Source organism: Acetivibrio saccincola (assembly GCF_002844395.1).
Classification (GTDB): domain Bacteria; phylum Bacillota; class Clostridia; order Acetivibrionales; family Acetivibrionaceae; genus Herbivorax; species Herbivorax saccincola.
In genome coordinates this window covers 1,076,025-1,100,898 of record NZ_CP025197.1, presented here as the reverse complement: position 1 = coordinate 1,100,898, position 24,874 = coordinate 1,076,025, and the positions used below count along the sequence as shown (strand labels likewise).

The following is a 24,874-nucleotide window of genomic DNA, read 5'->3' as shown; positions in this document are numbered from 1 at the left end:
GAAATAGATACCTATGAAAAAGAGTGCATACATTTTCAATAATGGAGAGTTAAAAAGAAAAGACAGCACTGTACTTTTTGAAAGTGACGGAGTCAAAAATTACCTTCCCATTGAAGACATCACTGACATTTATGTTTTTGGAGAAGTTACTGTAAGTAAAAAATTTTTAGAAATTGCCTCTCAAAAAGAAATACTGCTTCACTTTTTTAATTATTATGAATACTTTGTAGGAACATATTATCCCAGGGAACACTATAATTCCGGGTACATGATTTTAAAACAGGCAGAATATTATTTAGACACGTCTAAAAGGTTTTTCTTAGCTAAAATGTTTGTATATGGAGCTTCCAGAAACATACTTTCTGTTTTAAAATATTATCACAAACGTGGGAAAGATTTAGAAAAAGAGATTTCCACCATAGAATCTTTAACTGACAGAATAGACAGTGCTTCTGAAATTAGTGAACTCATGGCAATTGAAGGCAACATAAGAGATATTTATTATGATGGGTTTGATAAAATAATAAATGATGAACTCTTTGAATTTAAAAGACGGACAAAAAGACCTCCCCTAAACCGTTTAAATTCACTTATAAGCTTTGGAAACAGCTTATTGTATACATGCGTATTAAGTGAAATTTATAAAACCCACTTAGATCCAAGAATAGGCTACTTACATACAACAAATAACAGACGTTTTACCCTTAACCTGGACGTTGCAGAGATTTTTAAACCTATAATTGTGGACAGGACTATTTTTACATTGACAGGAAGAAAGATGTTGTCTGAGAAGCATTTTGAAAAGAAGGCCGGTGGGGTTATATTAAATGACGCGGGCAAAAAGGTATTTGTCAGCCAGTTCAACGAAAAATTAAAAACCACTCTAATGCACAAGTCTTTAGGCCGGGAAGTTTCCTACAGGCGTTTAATAAGAATGGAGCTGTATAAATTACAAAAGCATTTCATGGGTGAAGAAAATTTCTCTCCTTACATTGCTTCGTGGTAGATACGACGGTGCATGATATAACTGATATTATGGTTAATGGTATGTTGGATGACATGATGGATGATGTGATGAATGGTATGACAGATAGTGTAACGGATAATACAACAGATTGCATGACGAATGATGTGAGGAATGATGTAATGGATGATATGGATGATGGTATGATAAATAATAGATGTATTTATATGGAAGGTGGTAAATGTGTTTGTAATTATGGTATATGATGCAGGTGAAAGGAGAAATGCAAAACTTTTAAAAATAGGACGGAAGTACTTGCACTGGGTTCAAAACTCTGTTTTTGAAGGTGAAATAACAGAAGCAAACTATTTCAAGCTTAAGGCTGAAGTTAAGCAAAGAATACATGATACTGAAGACTCTGTTGTCTTTTACACTTTCAGGTCGACCAGATATACAAACCGTGAAATATTAGGCAAAAAAATCGATCCAGGTAATCTTATCCTGTAATAGTTGAATTTTGAATTTATGTTTTCAGCTACTTACATAGATTTTATGTTATAATTTAGATATAAATTTTGAAACAGTTTAAAAAAATCTATTTAAAAAATTGTCGATGTCCGATAGCGTAAAAAACCCGGGAGGTCGACAACTTTTATATTTTTATGTCAAATGCAGTTTCTTTCCGGCTTTGCAGTTTTTTCTCCTGCCTTACTTGACTTATTATATTACATGAGGTTAAAATATGAATGTAGGCATCATGCGGTGCCTACGGGTTTTTACAGTACCTATGAGGAATTGAAACGCAATTTTGGTTTTCACTTTAGTACCTGTAGAAGGGTTTTTACAGTACCTATGAGGAATTGAAACATCCTCTAAGAAAAAATTAATATCTACATTGTAAAAGTTTTTACAGTACCTATGAGGAATTGAAACATTTGAAATATACGACTGTTATTGAGTTTCAGAAGAGTTTTTACAGTACCTATGAGGAATTGAAACTTTGCTTTTGTAATCCCAATCCTAATCCTAAAGATGGGTTTTTACAGTACCTATGAGGAATTGAAACTTGGCATTACTATTGTGTAATAGTCAATATCTTCTATGTTTTTACAGTACCTATGAGGAATTGAAACATAATCCTCATAATAACCTCCTTTTACGGCGGTTTTTGTTTTTACAGTACCTATGAGGAATTGAAACGAAATAACCTCTAAAACAACAGGCATATAATACTTTAGTTTTTACAGTACCTATGAGGAATTGAAACATAAAAAACCATAATGGCCTCAACATGATGTATACTAGTTTTTACAGTACCTATGAGGAATTGAAACGTGCCACACCTATCATTATGGCCATTATTCCTATTCGTTTTTACAGTACCTATGAGGAATTGAAACATATAAATTAAAAGGAGGAATTAAAATGTTTAGAAAAGTTTTTACAGTACCTATGAGGAATTGAAACTTCCCATATCATTTTCCAAGTTTTTTGATATGTATTTTGGTTTTTACAGTACCTATGAGGAATTGAAACAAGCAAAAAAATAAAGCCTTTTTCAAGGCTTATAATAGTTTTTACAGTACCTATGAGGAATTGAAACTCGTATAAATTTCTTAATCTATCGCTGAATATAAACGAGTTTTTACAGTACCTATGAGGAATTGAAACTTTTAAATCATACAATTGAACCAAACTTCAGAGATGGTTTTTACAGTACCTATGAGGAATTGAAACCTTCCTAATTTGACTGGTTCTGCTTGTGTTACTTTGTTTTTACAGTACCTATGAGGAATTGAAACTTCGAGATGATAAAGATTATTTAGCCCAAGAGAAGATAGTTTTTACAGTACCTATGAGGAATTGAAACGCAGTTACAGAAATATTTAGAAGATGAAACAAATTGGTTTTTACAGTACCTATGAGGAATTGAAACTTCTTCCTTGGACAATTCATACTGTTTGAATTCTGCAGTTTTTACAGTACCTATGAGGAATTGAAACACGATATAACAATTTCTGTAAATGAAACAACCATTAATGTTTTTACAGTACCTATGAGGAATTGAAACCTACTATACATACTAAACAGCGAGAAAAGAAACAAAAGTTTTTACAGTACCTATGAGGAATTGAAACAAGATTATAAAGGACATGTAACAGTTAAAATTGTAGGGTTTTTACAGTACCTATGAGGAATTGAAACGAGAAGACGGCAATCCTACAGAACATTCAATCCTATAGTTTTTACAGTACCTATGAGGAATTGAAACTAATGTTAGCTAATTACATAAAAGATAAGATGCAACAGTTTTTACAGTACCTATGAGGAATTGAAACAGAAATAGCTGGGAATTAAGTCAGGTGTTTAGAAGAGTTTTTACAGTACCTATGAGGAATTGAAACCAGGCGAAAGCATTAAAAGCGCAATAGCACTGAAACGTTTTTACAGTACCTATGAGGAATTGAAACTCTAAATAGGCTACAGGATATTGCAGCAATTAGAGGTTTTTACAGTACCTATGAGGAATTGAAACAATGTCTTCTATGTCTTCTATATCCTTTCCTATGGTGGTTTTTACAGTACCTATGAGGAATTGAAACGAATATTCTGTTATCTTCCACGCATAACTTGTAAAAGTTTTTACAGTACCTATGAGGAATTGAAACCACCCTGGACAGTAGTCAACTTCTTTTTCTAGGGAATCGTTTTTACAGTACCTATGAGGAATTGAAACTAAGCCAGCTTGGTATCGTAAAATAGGCAAGGAATCGTTTTTACAGTACCTATGAGGAATTGAAACTTCTTCCTTCCCATTTCCTTCCTGTACCAAGGACATGGTTTTTACAGTACCTATGAGGAATTGAAACCAGCGTCTGATAGTGCTTTAATAAAGCCAGCAATTGCGTTTTTACAGTACCTATGAGGAATTGAAACTTCTGTTTGGCTTGTTATAAAATCTTATATACCGACTAGTTTTTACAGTACCTATGAGGAATTGAAACCCGCTTCCTTGCTCTCCGCAAATGAACCTAACCCCGGTTTTTACAGTACCTATGAGGAATTGAAACGAAAAAATAGTTGAAAAACTAGAATCAACAGGAATGGTTTTTACAGTACCTATGAGGAATTGAAACGAGTTCCCAAACCTCTTTGTTCCAAGCTGTAACCAAAGTTTTTACAGTACCTATGAGGAATTGAAACTTGCTATTGATACGCCTTCCTGTTGCATCTCTTGCGTTTTTACAGTACCTATGAGGAATTGAAACTATGTTATCTCATTAAAAACCCTGTCCGTCTCAGGGTTTTTACAGTACCTATGAGGAATTGAAACGACGTCGCTTCAATGCATCCTAGTAGTATCGTTGCAGTTTTTACAGTACCTATGAGGAATTGAAACAGAAGAAGTGCTGAAAGTCCCGCAGGAAATTTAGTCGTTTTTACAGTACCTATGAGGAATTGAAACTGAATCATGTGCTTAAAGGAACACCTATTCCTGAAAAGTTTTTACAGTACCTATGAGGAATTGAAACTTAACATAAAACATAGTACCATCGTATCCTTTCGTGCGTTTTTACAGTACCTATGAGGAATTGAAACTTATTGTGTTGCAATAACCACTATTAATTCTTTCTTTGTTTTTACAGTACCTATGAGGAATTGAAACTTGTTATTATCCTCTTTAATGTTACTTGTCACACTGGTTTTTACAGTACCTATGAGGAATTGAAACAAGCCCCCTTTCTGCAAGCCTGAAAGTATATCCCCAGTTTTTACAGTACCTATGAGGAATTGAAACTATGTGCCACTGACGGTAACCTCTTTTTTGCCCCACGTTTTTACAGTACCTATGAGGAATTGAAACTCAAGGTGGCTTGGCAATTCCGACATCCTCTGTAAAAGTTTTTACAGTACCTATGAGGAATTGAAACTTCGGTTTCGTTCACCTCCCTTTGCTTAACCGCAAAGTTTTTACAGTACCTATGAGGAATTGAAACAAAATTTCTTCATATTCACTACCTCCTTTTTTAATTGTTTTTACAGTACCTATGAGGAATTGAAACACTGAAACTGCTCCAACAGGACAAAATATTGAAATAGGGTTTTTACAGTACCTATGAGGAATTGAAACCAACGAATAAAGGTAGATGTTTAGTTAGTGATGAAGCGTTTTTACAGTACCTATGAGGAATTGAAACTTTCAGAGAATACAAAGATCGATTCAACCTCGATGACGGTTTTTACAGTACCTATGAGGAATTGAAACGTTAAAAAATCCTTTAACTCGTCAAAAGATTCTTGTCCGTTTTTACAGTACCTATGAGGAATTGAAACTCTATTTCGTGATCGTTGAAATGTGCGATAAAGTTGGTTTTTACAGTACCTATGAGGAATTGAAACTATTGATAGAGCCAATTTGATTCAATGTTTCTATGGGGTTTTTACAGTACCTATGAGGAATTGAAACGATACAGCTACAGCAGGATCAACATATACAGCCACAGGTTTTTACAGTACCTATGAGGAATTGAAACGGCATCGTGTTCGACCTCACTTTCCTTAAATCTTAGTTTTTACAGTACCTATGAGGAATTGAAACATAATAGAAATAATTTTTTCTTTTATAAACACAGATGGGTTTTTACAGTACCTATGAGGAATTGAAACTTCTTTTGGGAATATTTTTCCCGTATACTATATCTACGTTTTTACAGTACCTATGAGGAATTGAAACAAGACGGTCGGTATGTAATAATTAAAGGAACCGACTGTTTTTACAGTACCTATGAGGAATTGAAACTCATACTTTCCAAATCTATAGAAGGGGCAGACATGCGTTTTTACAGTACCTATGAGGAATTGAAACGATTCCAACCTTTTTCACAACCCAAACAAATCATACGGTTTTTACAGTACCTATGAGGAATTGAAACCAGCAATAGTCCTACACTCAACAACTTCATAGCATGTTTTTACAGTACCTATGAGGAATTGAAACTCCGGTGGCGTCGTCAATTAAAACTTCTATAGATGTAGTTTTTACAGTACCTATGAGGAATTGAAACAGCTGTTAGGTAAAACCGCTCTTGCTTCTTCTGGTGTTTTTACAGTACCTATGAGGAATTGAAACAGCAAAGGTCAAAGGATGTGGTCACCCTTTCAGGTGGTTTTTACAGTACCTATGAGGAATTGAAACCAATACAGGAATAAAGCAGGAATGGAATACTAGACCAAGTTTTTACAGTACCTATGAGGAATTGAAACCAATTCGTTGTTTCATATCGTTCACTCCCGTTTATTTAGTTTTTACAGTACCTATGAGGAATTGAAACTTCTTACTATAGATGGACTAGGCAGCCCTAAAAATGGTTTTTACAGTACCTATGAGGAATTGAAACTTTTTCTTCCGCCCCCGGCGCGCCCTTTCCGGTCCGTTTTTACAGTACCTATGAGGAATTGAAACTGGTGCAAATATTCCAAAGCACCACTATTCCTATTAGTTTTTACAGTACCTATGAGGAATTGAAACTGTTGTCAATATTAATTTTATAATTTTATATCACTTTGTTTTTACAGTACCTATGAGGAATTGAAACCTATTTTGGCAATCCGCGGTGAGCTTGGTATTGACAGTTTTTACAGTACCTATGAGGAATTGAAACGCATTTACAATCCCTCCATTAATTATATTTACTATATAGTTTTTACAGTACCTATGAGGAATTGAAACTTGGAATCCTCCTAGCTCCTTTATTCTCACTAGAACTGTTTTTACAGTACCTATGAGGAATTGAAACTTCTAAATTGCTATACTCAGTATAATCACAACATATAGGTTTTTACAGTACCTATGAGGAATTGAAACAGCCTCTAATCAGTCTTTTTTAAAAAACTTGAATTAGTTTTTACAGTACCTATGAGGAATTGAAACTCCTCTGAATCCGTTTCCTGAATAAACTGGTATATCGTTTTTACAGTACCTATGAGGAATTGAAACCATAGAATGTTATTGTTTTGTAACTTTTTATTACAACGTTTTTACAGTACCTATGAGGAATTGAAACAAAATCCCTTGTATTTTTCCCTCAACTCATATAGCATCGTTTTTACAGTACCTATGAGGAATTGAAACTTTTGTAGTTGGTATTTTCAATAATGAAAAAGAAGCAGTTTTTACAGTACCTATGAGGAATTGAAACATACGGCAATAAACCGCATCAGGCGAAAGTCCATATATGTTTTTACAGTACCTATGAGGAATTGAAACCAGATTGAGCAACAACTACTGTTTTTCCTTGTCCTGTATAGTTTTTACAGTACCTATGAGGAATTGAAACATGTTTTTTCGGATTCGTCAATATATGGAATAGAAAGTTTTTACAGTACCTATGAGGAATTGAAACTCATGCTATGTATTGCCCTTGTGGCAATATATATAGTTTTTACAGTACCTATGAGGAATTGAAACCTATGTTGCTTACGTGTACTATTACTTTTAATGTATGTTTTTACAGTACCTATGAGGAATTGAAACGTGCAAGTTCTATTGCTTTATCAAAACTTGTTGTAACGTTTTTACAGTACCTATGAGGAATTGAAACGTGATGATGCGGTGGATGCAGGTGTACAATTCACCGACAGTTTTTACAGTACCTATGAGGAATTGAAACGCTCTACAGCCACTTCCTCTGTAGATACCTCTATTTGTTTTTACAGTACCTATGAGGAATTGAAACACTCCTGCAATGTGGCAGGCCTTTCTTAATCTAGGCCAGTTTTTACAGTACCTATGAGGAATTGAAACTTTGCATCATCAGATCCGCGCCTACCTTGTTTGCGTGTTTTTACAGTACCTATGAGGAATTGAAACCTGTAAGCAGGATGTAGTAGTTGAAAGGGAAATTCGAGTTTTTACAGTACCTATGAGGAATTGAAACATCGCTTCATCGACTAGAGTGTCATAATAAGACCTGGTTTTTACAGTACCTATGAGGAATTGAAACGTACCTGGATGAATTTCTTTATTGAGATTTCGCTTAGTTTTTACAGTACCTATGAGGAATTGAAACTCCGCGAACTCGTCCTCCTCGATGGTTACATACATGTTTTTACAGTACCTATGAGGAATTGAAACAGCCAGCTCATACGAACAGCTTTTATTCCTTCTCCTGTTTTTACAGTACCTATGAGGAATTGAAACTTGATTTCTCTTTTAATTATATCGATTTCCCTCTGAATGTTTTTACAGTACCTATGAGGAATTGAAACATATATAAGTTGTTTAAATGACTTTTACTGATACCATGTTTTTACAGTACCTATGAGGAATTGAAACTTGAACCGACATAACTATGACCATTCCTGGAGGTCCATGTTTTTACAGTACCTATGAGGAATTGAAACCTACCCTAGTAAAAACTTGAGATGTCGCCACTATTTGTTTTTACAGTACCTATGAGGAATTGAAACGAAAATAAGTACCTGTAAGGAAAATCATTAAACCAGAGTTTTTACAGTACCTATGAGGAATTGAAACAGCGTAGTTCCGTCATTTTTCTTAAATACATGATACGAGTTTTTACAGTACCTATGAGGAATTGAAACCCCCGCTATTGTTTACAGTCTCGATAATATTGAGAACGTTTTTACAGTACCTATGAGGAATTGAAACTTGGTTTTGCGACACGTCCGAAAACTTGGGACGTGCAAGTTTTTACAGTACCTATGAGGAATTGAAACAACTTCATGCCTAAGGGTATGATCAACAAAGCTACCGGTTTTTACAGTACCTATGAGGAATTGAAACTAAGATTGCTTTGAAGTAATTTTACATATTCTCCCTTGTTTTTACAGTACCTATGAGGAATTGAAACCTGCTTGGGCAAAAAGCAATAAAGTAAATGTTTATATGTTTTTACAGTACCTATGAGGAATTGAAACAACAACAATAAAAAGTTAAGGAGGATTGAGGAATGCTGTTTTTACAGTACCTATGAGGAATTGAAACTCATATTTTAGCTTTAATTCTTTTATCATTTTTTTTAGTTTTTACAGTACCTATGAGGAATTGAAACCTGCTTGGGCAAAAAGCAATAAAGTAAATGTTTATATGTTTTTACAGTACCTATGAGGAATTGAAACAATCTCCACAAACACCGCATCTTTCCCGAAAATATCCGCGTTTTTACAGTACCTATGAGGAATTGAAACTGCAATTATACCAGACCGACTAATTACCATTATATTAGTTTTTACAGTACCTATGAGGAATTGAAACTTCCATTCGGTAAGGCTATGAAAGAGTTCTCCCTTTCGTTTTTACAGTACCTATGAGGAATTGAAACTCCTGTGGTTCAGGAAGGCCTTCGGGTTCAAGGAAAGTTTTTACAGTACCTATGAGGAATTGAAACTTACATATAAAAATAAAAAGTAAATATAAGGAGGTGTTTTTACAGTACCTATGAGGAATTGAAACGCCTCCCTTATACGGCCTGTGGTCAGAGACGCAAATGGGTTTTTACAGTACCTATGAGGAATTGAAACGCAACAGCAGTACGCCCACCGATATTTCCAACCATCGTTTTTACAGTACCTATGAGGAATTGAAACAGAAAATCCAGGAAGTTCTGGCAACAAAGACAAAAACGTTTTTACAGTACCTATGAGGAATTGAAACCCAAACAATAGGTATAATGCATATAGCACTATACTAAGTTTTTACAGTACCTATGAGGAATTGAAACTCCACTTCTGTTGGTAAAGTCAAATCTATACACTTAAAGTTTTTACAGTACCTATGAGGAATTGAAACTTCATCGCCTCACCCCTTTGTATTTAATCGTTTTCTAGTTTTTACAGTACCTATGAGGAATTGAAACAACATACCATTTGAGTGCCAAAAATGGCATCTTAACCGGTTTTTACAGTACCTATGAGGAATTGAAACTAAGTGAAGCTAACAGAATATTAACTGAGAAAAAACGGTTTTTACAGTACCTATGAGGAATTGAAACCAACATTCCAACATTAACATTTATTGCTATATCCAGTTTTTACAGTACCTATGAGGAATTGAAACTAAATATCAGCCAAATCCTCGTAGGTCAACATAATCGTTTTTACAGTACCTATGAGGAATTGAAACTCCAGAAGACGCCCGCAAGACGAAAATGGCGCCGGAGTTTTTACAGTACCTATGAGGAATTGAAACAAATTTTTTCGGCACCGGGTTTTAAAAGTGTTGGCGTTTTTACAGTACCTATGAGGAATTGAAACCCGTAACCCTGAATATCGCTGAGTATGCGTAAACCGTGTTTTTACAGTACCTATGAGGAATTGAAACTCAGCATTTTTCAAGACATCTGCAGTATGCTCCATGGTTTTTACAGTACCTATGAGGAATTGAAACACCAAAGTATCAATTGTAATTCTTAGCCTTGCATAAGTTTTTACAGTACCTATGAGGAATTGAAACTCTTTAATTATGGAGGTTTTAATATGATAGATTTAACGTTTTTACAGTACCTATGAGGAATTGAAACATGACAGAAACACAGGTGAAAATGTAACGGGATCAAGTTTTTACAGTACCTATGAGGAATTGAAACATTTCCCTAATAAGTTTCCTCGCCTCAATAGAACCCAGTTTTTACAGTACCTATGAGGAATTGAAACGAGTTAAAATCTGATTTTTAATTTGTCTGCCTTTTAGTTTTTACAGTACCTATGAGGAATTGAAACTGTATACCTCCTTATTTTTTTTTTAAATTCCTTAATTGTTTTTACAGTACCTATGAGGAATTGAAACGTTTTTGTTGTCTTAGTGATAACTGTTCCGTTAACAGTTTTTACAGTACCTATGAGGAATTGAAACTTATCTCTGCCAACTCACTTTCGCCTATTTTATATATTGTTTTTACAGTACCTATGAGGAATTGAAACCCACACTTACACCTCCAACACTGTGTTTCCTATCTGAGTTTTTACAGTACCTATGAGGAATTGAAACTCCCATACTCTAAATTTAATTTTCATTTAAAAACCCGTTTTTACAGTACCTATGAGGAATTGAAACATGAGTTGGCCGAACTGGTACTGCCACTTGTCATGAGTTTTTACAGTACCTATGAGGAATTGAAACTCAATGCCTGCCCAATGGAGGGCAAGCTTTTCAACATCGTTTTTACAGTACCTATGAGGAATTGAAACAAAGATTGCCTGGTATTATAAGAGGGAGACAATAGGAGTTTTTACAGTACCTATGAGGAATTGAAACATTTTAACATTGGTATTCGTGGTAAGTTTATTAATCGTTTTTACAGTACCTATGAGGAATTGAAACTTTGTTGCCCAAGCTGTGATTATTTTTATGGCATCTGTTTTTACAGTACCTATGAGGAATTGAAACTTTCCTACATCGTTCTGAATTATAACACAGGGACGAATGTTTTTACAGTACCTATGAGGAATTGAAACGACGCCAATGAATTAAACCAATTTTGGACTTCATCCAGTTTTTACAGTACCTATGAGGAATTGAAACTTACCTATGATGACGGAACCTTAATTAAACCAAGAGTGTTTTTACAGTACCTATGAGGAATTGAAACAACCACAAAAACCTCCAACGTTTGCAGCACCTACAGTTTTTACAGTACCTATGAGGAATTGAAACATATATAAAAGTGGGGGGAAGTAGCCATATCCCCCCCGTTTTTACAGTACCTATGAGGAATTGAAACGCCTGCGGGATAATATTTCACCATATAGGGTGATTTGTTTTTACAGTACCTATGAGGAATTGAAACTTGTTCAGCTAAATTAATCATGTTTTTCCTCCTTCCGTTTTTACAGTACCTATGAGGAATTGAAACACCCAAATTGACAAATAGGTTAACAATCGGATAACGTTTTTACAGTACCTATGAGGAATTGAAACTTCAATAACTTGCAAGACTACCTCAATATTATATAAGTTTTTACAGTACCTATGAGGAATTGAAACTGGCGCTGTCTGCCGTAACCGCTCGATAAACACAGCTGTTTTTACAGTACCTATGAGGAATTGAAACCTAGATGTCAGGTAGAAAGAAAACAAATAGACAATATGTTTTTACTGTTGTTGTCAATAATAATTGGTTCTTTCCATAGTTAGTTGAATAACCTCATTTTTTCAAGCTGGAGAATTTTGGTTTTTAATGTCTCAAAACTACAACGGCCATACATAATTCGTTTTATTACCTTTAGTTTATTAATACACCCTTCTACAAGCCCATTACTATATTCATATTTTATCGCATTCCTTACAGCCTCCATATCTCGTTCAACTCCATTCATAAAACTGTTTATTTCCGGTATGTTTAGATTTTTAGCCCGCTCTATCCATTTATCGAAGGCTTCAATATTTTTATTAGTTAGCATATCCTTAAATTCCCATGTTATTTTATATATTTTTTCAAAAAACGGATATTCTTTGCATATCATTTCAAATTGTTTCTCACTGATTATTTTTACTTTTTCTATTGGGTGGTACAATAGCTTAAATATATTTTCTCTTTTTATTATTTCTGTTTTTGTCCCATCTTCTCTACTTCTATCGTAATATTTTTTTCTCCGTTTCTTCCAGTCTGTCATATAATGCCGCACAGTTGATGACGAACCATCATATCCCATTTCATGTATCTTTTCCACAATATATGAACCCATCATTCCTCTCTCAAGGTATTCGTCAATCGTTTTTATATATGGTGTCAGTTTCCCATTTCTCTTTTTGCCATAGGAAGCATGAACCGGATTAAAGTTTTCATCAAGATATCTTCTAACTGTTTTTCTATCAAGTCCGGTACGTCTGGATATCTCTATATTACTCAAACCTATTCTCTTTAACTCCCGCACCTCATTTATACGTTCCATTTTTTGCTTTACTTTTTCTTCATGTATGATCATATTTTTTGTCTGGAACAACTTTTCCCTTTCTTCAGGGGTCATTGCTATTAATTTATCATAAGCTCGTATATCCATATTTAAGCTTCGGCAAATTTCTGTCTTACATCTTCCTTCTAATGAAAGTTGTTTTATCTTTTCATATTTTTCTTTCAATGTGAGTTTTCTGTTCTCATTCGCCTGTTTTATTGTTTCTACCTCTTTAATTTCCTGACTGACAGATTGTATTGAAACTTGCGGTTTTAATCTCTTTTTTAGATACTCTGTTACATAGGAAGTCAAATTCTTTAGCAAATGAAAACGGTCACTTATTTGTAAAGCTTCCGGGTGTGCAAATGTCTACCATAATTGTTCCATAGCTTCTACGCTTTTTAATAGCAAAATCATCAATACAAACAGCTGTTATAGTCTTTTTATCAATTACCGGTGTTTCTTTTTTTTAAAAGATTACAAACTGTACTTTTACCAATATCCACAACATTTTCCTTTAGTATTTTTGATGCTGTAATGGAACTGCAATTTATTGATAGTCGCACAATTTCATCCTCAAGACGGCGGGTTTTCTTCGCTTTATAGGAGATAAAATCAAACCTTTCTGCAAAGGTAGTATGATTACAATCAGAATTATCACAAAAAAATTTTCTGTTACGTATAATAATAAATACCTTATTACCTTGTACTGGAAGGTCCTGAAAGGTTCTGTTATATGTGGAATGTATTCTGGATGATGGCCAGCCACAAAATGGGCATGTTACTTCTTTTCGATTGGAAGTTACTGTTATATAGCATTTGCCATCTTTTATTTCATGACTAATATAGTCTAAGTTTGGGTCTAATTGTTTAATAAATTCATCCATGGAATATAATCCTCTTTTCTTTTGTTTAATTTTCATTTATTTTATCATATATTGTCATTTAATTCAATTAACCCTGGAAAGAACCAATTAAATTTTACCACTGACAGTTTTTACAGTACCTATGAGGAAAAACGCAAATTGAAGCTAAGAAATGCTAAGTTTTTGATTAAAAAAAGGCTGCTGTACCGTCTCATTGGCACAGCAGCCTTTTTTACTTAAATCATTTGTTTACAGGGAATGAAGTAATTATCTCCAACACATATCTACCTAAAATTACTGCATCAATGGAGTCTACTACACCATCCCCGTTTAAATCTGCACTTTCCAAAGGCGCCGGAAAACCATCTGATATTTCTAGTATATACCTTGAAAGCAATGCTGCATCAACTGAATCTATCATACCGTCTTCATTTAAATCACCATAAATTATGTCTCCTCCCGGAACCTCAACCGGTTCATTTCCATATACCAATTTTGATTTTACATATACTGTGATGTTCGGATTCTCTGTAAATTCTTTTGCTTCTAAATAAGAATAGTCATTTGACTGATCATATTTTTCGTAGTCTACTTTTTCTATACTAAATTGTATTTCACCTGTTTGTGAACCGGCACCCAGTACACCTGCATCCTCTGTAAAGCTTATTTCTAAATAGGTATCTGCCAGCTCTACAGGCTCGTCAATTGTCTTTATTACACCTTTTACATTGCTGCTTCCAACATGGGCATAAGGTGATGAAAATCTCTGTTCCTGATCCCCATCTCTTGTGTACCAGTAACGTACCACAAGATCTGAAAGATTGACAGGTGTTTTTCCGGTATTCTTTATATTTATTGCTGCCCTGATATCGTTGGTTTCACTTATTGTTAAGCCACTCTTGTATTCAACTTCTAATGAATAAGAATCTGATGGTGTAGTTCCCGGATCATCCGGATCAGATGTTGGTGTCGGATCAACTACAGCAGGTTCAGGCTCTTCACCAAATACCAACTCATCACCTATATAAAGAGGAACTTTTTCTGTAATAACAAAGTCATCAAAATTCAATCCATCCCTACTGTAGTCATTTGTTGGATCCCAGTTGCTATTGTAGTTTGAATCCTGTGCAGCTATTATTGCAAATTGTACTTCACGCTTACCATATATAATACGTCCGGTCCAGTCAATTTCTACGTAATATGTGCCTCCGTCATCATACTTAAATGGCCCCTTATATTCAGCAGGTCCATCGTAACCGGCTTTGTTTTCGTCATAATATACCTCTATGGTAACATCATCTATAGACTGTCCTGCAGCAATTAACTCTGAAATGTTAAAGTAATAACGCATTTTAAATTCTGTTTCAAATCTTGGAGGATAAGCAGAATAATTGTTCAATTTTAATGTTACCTGTGTTCTTTCTTTGTTTTCCTGCTCCACTTTTGCCTCTGAGTAGAACTCTACAACAGGATCAGGCTCCGGTGGGAAATTCTCCAAAGGATAATGTCCTTCACCATAATAGGTATACAGTCCCGCCATCGCTCCTACAATTGCAGCGTTAAAATCCACAGCCACCTCATTATATACGTAGTCTGTAGTTTCATCCACATGGTAGTCATCTAAGTCAGGTCCGCCCACTAAAGCTCCCCAAAGTGTAAAGCGGTGTTCTTCCGGGTCAAGCATACTAAATGTTCTGGAACCATGAGCGGCACGGTGGTGAGGATGCTTTGCGTGGTTTTCGCCATATCCCACAATATAGCTTCTGTTTAGAGGGTTATTACCCATTATGTATTCCATTTGTCCTTTTGACCACTCTGCAAACCTCATGTCCCCGGTCTCTTTTGAATAAACCAGTGCACAAAGCTGTGCTGCTGTGTTGTACCTTGCAGAACCATAAGCATTAACCACACTGTAGCCGGATGGGCTCTGAGCTAAGAAAGTAGTATCTGAAGGATCTTCATGGGGTATTCCTGACCAATATTCAAGATTCCATCTGAAAATATACCAATCTCTTTCAGTGTTTGTTATAGGAGCAAGTTTTGCAAAAACCCCGCCCCAAACTGTATCCCAACAGTGTACCCATATGTTTTGCCATCTGTCACCTGGGTGTGCAATAATTCTTTGGAAATATCCAGTGTAAAAACCTTCATCATCTGTTTTTACTATGTCCTCAATATAATCCCAATCACCGGTTGCAATGTGTAGCCATACAGCAGCCCAAGCCATTTCATCATAGTCGTAGGATGATGTATAGAAACCTCCGTCATATCCAAGCCCTCTATATTTTACAGCAAAATCATAAAGGGCTATTGCAGTGTCCAAGCACTCTTCAGCATACTCCGGATCTTCATCTTTAAAGTTCAGATAGTTTATTGCAAGGGAAGCTGCTGCACCTGCTGCCTGGTCACTAGCCGGTGTCTCAGCTGTAGCAAAGTATGCAGGTCTTGAAAAATCCAATAAAACCTTTGAGTGCTGCAGCTCCGGAGGATTCCAGAAGTTATGGTCTATATTACCTTCTCCCACTTGATAACAATAAGCTATTACATCACCATTTTCATCCCTGTAGGTAACTTTAAGGTAATAATCGTTAAACCATCTTAATACTTCCTTTGCATGTTCAGCTGTGCCTGTAGCTTCAAAAGCATCCCTGAACTCATAAAATCCCCATCCCACTGTAGAACCTGAAAATGATCCTGGCAGTCCAAACTTAACGTGGTCTCCTGCGTCGTGGTACCCTCCACTTAAATCAATGGTACCGTCTCCATCCGGGTCTAATATGTCCCTGTATTTATCAATAAATTCCTGAGACATATTTGTACCCCAATAATCTTCTGTCATAGGAATTAGAGGCACTTCTGCGTCTTCCATATGACAATGTCCTCTCCAGGGCAATCTGTCCCCTGTTACCGGTCCACACATGTTAGCATTGTAGAAGTACAGAACCATTTGTAAACCCGCCGCAAAGTTATACTCCGGATCAATAGGAATGGAATATACTGCTAGCGGTGACGCCATTATAGAGGCCAACAAGCAAAAAACCAAAAGGAAAATCTGGACTTTTGCTTGCCTTCTAAACTTTTTTACCATTAAAATTCACTCTCCCCTTTAAATTCTTTTTTCTGGTTGAATTTCATAAAACAAGCTTATAAGCAAAACTTGCTATATTAAAACTTGCTTTATTTATATATCCCGGTTTTCAAAATTAACCATCTCACCCCCTTAAATAAACTTGTTGGAAATAAATAATTGAAAGCAAACATTATTTTTAAAAAATACAGCTTAATAATTGTAACATTTTTTATCTCTTTTTAATACTATATACTATAAAACTTATAAGTCACTTGAAAGGAGTTGTTGCTATGTCATATGACGAAAGAGCAGGAGCTGTTGCTGCAGCAAGTTCAGGTGGATTATTTGCTGGACCGTTGGCAATATTCTTTATAATAATTCTTATTATAATATTGCTTCCGCTATTTGGTTGTGGCGGATATGGTGTAGGTGGTTTTGCTAACGAATAAACTTTAAAACACAATCATCAATCAGCTACATAGCTACTAGTTTGTGGGGCTGGCTAAACATTCCTCCCCCACAAACTATTTTTCAATTTCACAAAAAAACCTGCTTATACTGCATTTATTACTTTTCATTTTCTTTCCTCCCCACAAAAAACACTCCAAATATCCGCTTACTATTATATTATCATTTTTTTCATTTTCTTTAAAGGCTAATTTATTTAATTAAAAAAAACACCGGCCCTGTTTTAGCAAAAGCTTTTAACATAACCGGCGTTTTCTTTTACTGGACTTATTCCGGATTTATTGACTTATTTCCGGATTTATTATTTCCAGATTTATTAAATAAAATTAAATTTATCAAATGAAATTCAGCTTATGTTTTAAATTGTTTTTTTAAATTAGCTTATGGTTTTTGCTTTGTCTTATGGTTTGAATTTTTTAATTTCAATTTCCAGCTCTTCTAAATATTTTGTAAGCATTTCAGGAGTTATGTCTCCCATATGACCTATCCTGATGTTTAAGTTTTCCCCGCTTTCTTCTAGCTTTTTATTTAATCCGCCATAGCCTGGGTCAAACAAGTAGCCTCTTTCTCTCATACTTTCCTTAATCGCCATTCTGTCAACATATTTAGGAATTTCTATAGCAGAAACCACCGCTGAACGGTAGCCCTCTTGTGAGAAGAATTTAAAATCATCACTTAATGAATTCTCCAGCCAGTCAGCCACCATTTTCTGCATTTCTTCATGGCGCTTAAACCTGTTTTCAATTCCTTCTTCTTCCACTATATATTTAAGCTGCTCTTCCATCTGGTTAATTAATGTACAGTTTGGAGTTGTTACAGTCTGGGATTTTTGAGCACTTGCAGCTATAGATACAAGGTCTGTCACATATCCCCTGTTTTCAACTGTCTTAGCCTTTTCTAATGCATCTTTGTGCACAAAAATAATTCCAAAACCAGCAGGAAGTCCTAAGCATTTTTGTGTGCTGGTTACATAAATTGATGGTTTTGCTTCTTCAAAAGGAACTTTCACTCCCCCAAAGATACTAACACCATCTACAAGAGTCATTGCACCATACTTTTGTATAAGCTTACATACTTCCACCATGTCATTTGTAACACCTGTAGAAGTCTCATTATGAGTAAATGTAACAACATCATATTTTTTGGATTTAAGCTTTTCTTCCAGTACATCTAAGTCTATAGCTTTTCCTGGTTTAAATTTTAACAAATCAACATTCCTTTTATTAGCAACTGCAATTTTGTTGTAAAGATCCCCAAAAGCACCTACTGATACATTGAGGATATTTTCATCATCCTTTGCCAGTGAGCGGATGGACGCTTCCATAGCAAATGTACCGCTTCCGGAAATCAGGCATACTTCATAGTCTTCACTAACTCCGGCTAGTTTTCTTAAGTTTGTTAAGATTGATTCAATTTTAACCTTTGCCACCTTATCACGGTGTCCAAATTCACAATAAGTACCTGCTTTTCGTATCTCCGGTCTTATGTAAGTAGGACCTGTGATAAATAGAATTAGATCTTTAAACTCTGTGCTTTTCATATATATTTCTCCTTTCAATATTTTATCCTATAAATTACAAATCTTTTATCTTGATAAAAGATTGATAAAAAAAAAACATTCAATACTATTTTACTACTTTATCATCAATTATTAAAGACATATAGAAAATTTTTTAAAATACATTTACTGCTTTTTTATATTGACAGAATATTATTCTATATAATATAATTTAATAATATAATTTAAAGCCGTAAGTTCTTCAATAAATATACTTAATATAGAAGATATGGAGGAATATTTATGTCTAATAAAAGTGGTTCGAAAAAAGTGGTGCTTTTTGGCGGCATAATAGTGTTTATTGTTGCGGCAGCACTTACGGTATTAGCTTTTACTTCAAATGCTTTTAAATCTCCAAAGCAGGTTTATTTAAGTACCGAAGGGAGATATGCCAAAAAAATAATTGAAAACTTAAAAGAAGAAGGGGCTTTTTTAGGAAACATTAAAAAATTATCTGAACACTCCCATGAAACAGAAAGAGAATACTCTTTAAGTATTGATTTAGACACTTCAAAGATAAATATACCTATTGGTGGAAGTATTGATTTAACTTCAATTACAGAACTTTTAGATAATTCAAAACTTGTAATAAATGAAAAGTCAAATCCGGAGAAAAATCAAAAAATTACAGGTATAGATGTTTTAATCAACAATACAAAACTTATTGATTTTATTGCGGCTTTTGAAAACGACATTTTTGCCCTTTCAATTCCTGTGGTTTTTGATAAGTACATAGTCGCAGATTTAAGCAAGCCCGAAGACGCTATAAAAGATTCAGATCTTAAGAATCTGTATAATAAACTTTCCCCTGCAGCTAATGTAATAACCCCTAAAGGTATACTGAAATCACTGTCTTTTGATGAAAAGAATTCAGATCGGGTCAAGAAAAATTATAAAAAAGTACTAAATGAATCAATTAACAAAGAACAGGTTTCTTTAGAGAAAAACGTCCCATTCAAGGTCGGGGAATTTGATTTAAAATGCAGCAAATTAACCATTAAATTTGAAAAATCAGATTTACAGCGTCTTGTAGCAAACATAATGGATGCAACGGCTGAAAGTGATGCAGTTTATGAATTAACCAAAGAAAATATAAAAAATATTTATGAGTTTCTTAAAAATACTGAATACTCAGATGAATTAGGTGATATTCAAGACATTGAAGCTGATTTTACAAAAGAAAAATTTAAAAAAGGAATAAATGAAATAAAAGCCAAACTGGAAAAAGCTTTTGATAATTTCGAGCTTCCCGATGGCATAAACATGAGTATATATATAAACAAAAAAGAAATAGTGGGAAGAACAATTGATACAAAGTTTAAAACCCCCGCATCAGATAATACGCTTAACTTAAGTGTGGACTTTAAAGGTGTATCAGAATATAAAAATAAAAACATTAAAAATTTAGAAATAGAATTTGGTTTTAGTGGCGACTCTAGCAGTGTTAGCAATGTAATTTTTGAGTACACCTTAGATGGAAATATTGACAGGGGAACTGAGTCAGGTAAAAAACACTTTAGCATAGCAGCCGGAACAGGAGGCATCTCTACAAAAATATTTAAACTGGATGCTGACTACAACGTTATATCCAATGCTAAATCAAATTCTAAAGAAAGCTCACACGACTATAAAATAAGCATTGGGGTTCCTATGATGTTTTCTGTAAATGCCGACGGCAGTTTGACAGTGAATACATGGGAAAAACCCAAAGAAAAACAGTTTGGAAAGGATGTAGATTTCAGCATAAATCTAGATATTCCTGAAAATATGCTCCTGGATAAAACATCCCTTGGTGTTGGTTTTAGCAGTAAAACCAAAAACACCCTTGACGTGGAATTTGATTTCCCTTCATTTAACCCTGAAAACTCAATTGACATCACCAATGCAAGTGAAGAGGAAATATCACAGCTTAAAAAAGAAATAGAAGAATCTGTTATAAAGTTTTTACAAAACAATGAAGAACTTATAAAACTGTTTCAATAATTAAATAATTATTTTGTCAGCAAAAATTACTTTGACAGTGCTTTTAGCCTTGGATAAGAAACAGACAGAAGCAGCATGGATAAAGGTATAAGAATTCCGGAATACCTAAACCACTCCAAACTGTTTCTGTCTATAAATATTTCATTTAATGCTTTAAGGGTTATCCCCTGGGGAGTTAAAAGTGAAACCTTCTCAAAAGTATCTGATAAAAGAGATATATCCACAAAGCAGCTTCCTGCAAAACTTGTAAGCAGTACAAAAACGGGTGTAAAAGCATTAAGCCGGGTGGCTGTTTTAAATACCGAGGCAAAAAATACCGCCATAGATGAAGCGGTTACAATAAATATAAGCAGTGCCAAAAATATTCTTGGTTCATTAAATACAATTGTCCCAAAAAAGGCATTTATAACTACAAAAACAGCCGCCTGAAATACACCGGAAATTACAAGGCAAAAAAACCTTGCCCAAAAAGAAATAATAAAACCCTTTTCCATGGTTTTAAATCTTTTTAAAACCCCGCTTTCCTTCTCTTCAATTATCCAACTGCTCCCAAACATCAGGAAAAACATTATAAACATAAGAAGCCCGCCATATACCATATACTTTTGTGAATCAATTAATTTTTTTGATTCCTCAAAAGTATGGGAAGCATTTACAATTTCATATTCAACCTGCATCAAGGGCTCTTCTTCTGTAAGCTTTATATAGTATTCATTTATTCTTTCCGCCAGCCTCTCTTTATAAAAATTAAGCTCTTCAAACTTCTCAGTTATAAGTGCATTTGACAATAATTTAGAATTTATAACCATTATTTCAGAGGATATAATCTCTGATAAAAAAGCTCCTGAAAATGAGGACGGAAGTATATAAATTTCAACTAAAGAATCTGTATCCAAATTATAAAGGCTTTCTTCAAACCCTTCTTTTAACACAAATACAGCTTCCACCTTCCCTGCCTCTAACATTATTTTTCCCTCTTCAAGGGATGTTTCAAAAACCTCCAACCCTTCCTTTTTTTTAATTCTCTCATACAGTTCCAAAGAAAGATTTGTATTGTCATTGTCTACAAAAGCAGTTCTTATAACTGAGGCATCACCTTTATATGCGGTATAGCCGTATATTCCCCCTATTAGTACAGGAAAAATTATAGCTATAACAGTGAAATATACATTTTTAAATATTAATTTCATATATGTAGATACACATAGAAAAAACCGTCTCATATACTACCCCGCCTTTCATGCACTACCCTGTCTTCTTAACTATCCTGCCTTCTTAATTTTATAAATTACAGCTGAAGATACTGCAAAAACGGCTCCTATCATCACCAAGCACATAATCTCATAAGATACATCCGGGTACCTTTCCCCGGAAAATACTTTCATAAAGCCTTCCTGAATCCACCTGTTTATTGTAAAGGTGCTTAAAACCCTTATTTTATCCGGCATTTTGGCAATAGGATAAATGCTCCCGCCGATTAACGCCATAAGCAAAATACCCATACTGCGTATAATCTCAAACTGCCGCTGGTCACGGGATACAACCAAAACAAACAAAGACCAGCATGAAACGGCAAAAACACCGGAAATAAAAACAGCAGAAATTATAAAAAAACCTGCTCCCCAATAGTTTTTAAATATTTTTGAAGTTATAAAAATTATCAGGCTCATTTGAAATATAGATATAAGCAGGGACACAATGAGTTTTGATGTCAATATCCTTACTCCTCCTGCATTGGTTGTGGCAAGCCTTGACCTTATACCCCATATTCTTTCCGTCAAAAGAAACCTGGATACAGGCACAGCTGAAAAAAGCAGGAAAAGAGCCAAAAGAGAAGCAGTATAATATTCTGTAGCCGTCAAATTATCCCCAGGATATGTCTTAATTTCAGAAACAACACTGTTTCTGTCTAAAGACTTCATTATTATATCCTGTGTAAGGGTATCAAACTCCCTGTTTAGCTCATCCCTTGCCACTCCCGTTTCATTTACAAATTTATAATAGGAATACAGCACCGCCTGACCTGATGAAACAATATTTGCGGCACCTGTTATAAGGGTTTTTATAATCATAGCCTGCTGCTCCTTCTCTACATTTCCTAAAATGGAAATGCTTTTATTATCCCCTGAAACAACGCTGGAGACAAACCCTTCAGGGATTATAATTGCCGCTGCAATTTTGTTTTCATCAATTAAAGAAAGTGACTCTTCCTCTGATACTCTGTGTATTTTGCCGATTAGCTCAATTTCCTCAAGCTGGCTTATTAATATCCTTGATTCTATGGTATTGTCTTTATCCACCACAGCCACTGAAACAGGCTGTACAACAGTGTCTTCTTTTAAAACAGGATAAACTGCATATGAAAAATACAGTATAAGTAAAACAGGCATTGCAAAAATTATAACAAGCATTTTCCAGTCAGAAAGCACCAGTTTAATATCATTAATCAAAATATTAATAAAAACCTTCACATAGCAGCACCACTCTTTACCATTACTATTATTAAATAAAGATATCTTCCAAAGAATCTTTATTGTATTCCTTCAATATATCATCCAACTTGCCGCATGTCTTCACTCTTCCCTCTTCTAAAAGAACAATACGGTCACACAGCTTTTCAACCTCATCAGTACTATGGCTGGAAAACACAATGGCCCTTCCTTCTAATTTTAGTTTCAGGATTTTGTCCATTATTTTTCTTTTGGAAATAATATCAACCCCAACCAACGGCTCGTCCATAATAATTAGCATAGGATTGTGGAGAAGACCTATGGCAATGTTAAGCCTTCTTTTCATGCCTCCTGAATATGTATCAACCCTTCTTTTTATAACATCTTGAAGATTCATATCAGATATGGCATTTTCCACAGCCACTCTCTTTTCCTTTCCGGAAAGCCCGTAAATACCTGCCCAGAAATTCAAATTATCCCAACCGCTCAAACTATAATACAGGGCAATTTCCTGAGGCACATACCCTATGTTTTTTTTTATATACTGCTTATCTTTTGTTATGCTCTTCCCGTCTACAATAATATCTCCGCTATTGGCTTTTGATATAGTGGCTAAAATAGAAAAAAAAGTTGATTTTCCGGCTCCGTTAGGTCCTACAATGCCTAATATCTCGCCTCTTTTTATTTCAAAACTTATTCCTTTCAGTGCCTCCACATTTCCATAACTCTTTTTTAAATTTTTTACTTTTACAAATGTATCTTCCGGCATATACTAAACTCCTTTTAAATAGCCTATATATTCCACTCTATATATATTAACACATTTCTTTCCTTCATCAATATATTATGTTGCATAAATTACTTTATATTATCCTATATACCATGCTGTATAAACTCCTTTATATTATGTTGTATAAGCTACTTTATGCTATGTTGTATGCTGTCTTAAATACTATATTGTATACTCGCTGTATACTATCTTGTATACTATCTTTTATACTATCTTGTAAAAATTACTTTGTAATTTAGTACAATTAATGGTATTATTATAATAGGTAAACAATATTATTTTTAGGGGGGGTTGTTTCATGAGGTCACCAAATTACAGTTCACTTTCCAATACCCTTATCAGGGACAAAATGCCTAAATACATAGAGAAAAGCGGCAAAAAAGCAATAATTGAAAAAGTAAGGGAAACTGATATGATTTTTTACTTAAACATGAAATTAAGGGAAGAAACAACAGGATATGAAGATGAAAGAAGCGTAGAAAAAATTGCAGACATCGTTGAAGTACTGTACGCTATTTTAGACTATAAAGGTGTATCCCTCAGTAAATTTGAAAAAGTCCGGGCAAAAAGGGCAAATCAATTAGGGAAATATAAAGAAAGGCTACTTTTAAAAGAAATTGTGGAAGAAGATTTATCTGACGCGTCTTCCCAGTAGTAAGCCCCTTGTAAAAAACACCTGCAAGTATAAGCAGCAGACATTAGCTATAAGCCATAAGCTGCAAGTATAAACAGCAGGTATCAGCTACAAACATAAGCGCATAGGCAGCTGGCATTAGCTACAAGTATAAGCTGTAAGCGTAGGCAGCTTTATA

The 24,874-nt window shown here is 34.6% G+C and carries 13 protein-coding genes and 1 CRISPR repeat array; of the genes, 6 read left to right on the top strand and 7 right to left on the bottom strand.

Annotated features, from left to right (window positions below; all coding sequences use genetic code 11):
• Positions 1 to 13: 13 nt before the first annotated feature.
• From cas1b to cas2, 3 genes are read left to right on the top strand one after another with little or no spacing between them, the layout of a single operon-like run.
• The gene (cas1b, locus tag HVS_RS04960) at positions 14 to 1,006 is read left to right on the top strand and encodes a type I-B CRISPR-associated endonuclease Cas1b (protein WP_101299770.1); all 993 of its coding nucleotides are present in this window, start codon (positions 14 to 16) and stop codon (positions 1,004 to 1,006) included.
• Positions 1,007 to 1,014: 8 nt separating this feature from the next.
• On the top strand, positions 1,015 to 1,230 hold the full coding sequence (locus tag HVS_RS04955; RefSeq protein ID WP_159063396.1) for a hypothetical protein: 216 nt from the start codon (positions 1,015 to 1,017) through the stop codon (positions 1,228 to 1,230).
• Complete coding sequence (gene cas2, locus HVS_RS04950) at positions 1,208 to 1,471, top strand: CRISPR-associated endonuclease Cas2 (RefSeq protein WP_101299766.1); 264 nt, start codon at positions 1,208 to 1,210, stop codon at positions 1,469 to 1,471. Before HVS_RS04955 ends, cas2 begins: the two co-directional genes overlap by 23 nt.
• A gap of 265 nt (positions 1,472 to 1,736) precedes the next feature.
• Positions 1,737 to 12,036: a CRISPR direct-repeat array (repeat unit 30 nt; unit sequence GTTTTTACAGTACCTATGAGGAATTGAAAC).
• A gap of 79 nt (positions 12,037 to 12,115) precedes the next feature.
• Here cas2 and HVS_RS04945 read toward each other — a convergent pair.
• The 3 genes from HVS_RS04945 to HVS_RS04935 all read right to left on the bottom strand — a co-directional run bounded on the left by HVS_RS04945 (position 12,116) and on the right by HVS_RS04935 (position 16,831).
• On the bottom strand, positions 12,116 to 13,201 hold the full coding sequence (locus HVS_RS04945) for a transposase (protein WP_242971690.1): 1,086 nt from the start codon (positions 13,199 to 13,201) through the stop codon (positions 12,116 to 12,118).
• Positions 13,202 to 13,323: 122 nt separating this feature from the next.
• Positions 13,324 to 13,764: a transposase family protein gene (locus HVS_RS04940; protein ID WP_159063347.1), complete on the bottom strand. Its 441-nt coding sequence runs from the start codon at positions 13,762 to 13,764 to the stop codon at positions 13,324 to 13,326.
• A gap of 220 nt (positions 13,765 to 13,984) precedes the next feature.
• Positions 13,985 to 16,831, bottom strand: coding sequence for a glycoside hydrolase family 9 protein (locus tag HVS_RS04935; RefSeq protein ID WP_101299764.1), 2,847 nt, complete (start codon positions 16,829 to 16,831; stop codon positions 13,985 to 13,987).
• 272 nt (positions 16,832 to 17,103) lie between these two features.
• Between HVS_RS04935 and HVS_RS16485 the strand changes: the two genes are divergently transcribed.
• A complete protein-coding gene (locus HVS_RS16485) occupies positions 17,104 to 17,262 on the top strand; it encodes a hypothetical protein (protein ID WP_157942989.1) in 159 nt (52 codons plus the stop codon).
• Positions 17,263 to 17,681: 419 nt separating this feature from the next.
• Here HVS_RS16485 and HVS_RS04930 read toward each other — a convergent pair whose 3' ends face one another.
• The gene (locus tag HVS_RS04930; protein WP_101299761.1) at positions 17,682 to 18,821 is read right to left on the bottom strand and encodes a pyridoxal-phosphate-dependent aminotransferase family protein; all 1,140 of its coding nucleotides are present in this window, start codon (positions 18,819 to 18,821) and stop codon (positions 17,682 to 17,684) included.
• Positions 18,822 to 19,082: 261 nt separating this feature from the next.
• On the opposite strand from HVS_RS04930, the gene HVS_RS04925 reads away from it, so the two are divergent.
• Positions 19,083 to 20,822, top strand: coding sequence for a DUF6583 family protein (locus tag HVS_RS04925; RefSeq protein WP_101299759.1), 1,740 nt, complete (start codon positions 19,083 to 19,085; stop codon positions 20,820 to 20,822).
• 26 nt (positions 20,823 to 20,848) lie between these two features.
• Here the strand turns inward: HVS_RS04925 and HVS_RS04920 are convergent, their stop codons facing one another.
• The 3 genes from HVS_RS04920 to HVS_RS04910 are packed head-to-tail and all read right to left on the bottom strand — an operon-like array spanning position 20,849 to position 24,041.
• Positions 20,849 to 22,045, bottom strand: coding sequence for an ABC transporter permease (locus HVS_RS04920; RefSeq protein ID WP_101299757.1), 1,197 nt, complete (start codon positions 22,043 to 22,045; stop codon positions 20,849 to 20,851).
• Between the two features lie 39 nt (positions 22,046 to 22,084).
• The gene (locus HVS_RS04915) at positions 22,085 to 23,293 is read right to left on the bottom strand and encodes an ABC transporter permease (RefSeq protein WP_101299755.1); all 1,209 of its coding nucleotides are present in this window, start codon (positions 23,291 to 23,293) and stop codon (positions 22,085 to 22,087) included.
• Positions 23,294 to 23,324: 31 nt separating this feature from the next.
• Entirely contained in the window at positions 23,325 to 24,041 is a 717-nt protein-coding gene (locus HVS_RS04910) for an ABC transporter ATP-binding protein (RefSeq protein ID WP_101299753.1), read from the bottom strand.
• Between the two features lie 319 nt (positions 24,042 to 24,360).
• Between HVS_RS04910 and HVS_RS04905 the strand changes: the two genes are divergently transcribed.
• Positions 24,361 to 24,717, top strand: coding sequence for a nucleoside triphosphate pyrophosphohydrolase (locus HVS_RS04905; protein ID WP_101299751.1), 357 nt, complete (start codon positions 24,361 to 24,363; stop codon positions 24,715 to 24,717).
• Positions 24,718 to 24,874: the final 157 nt, after the last annotated feature.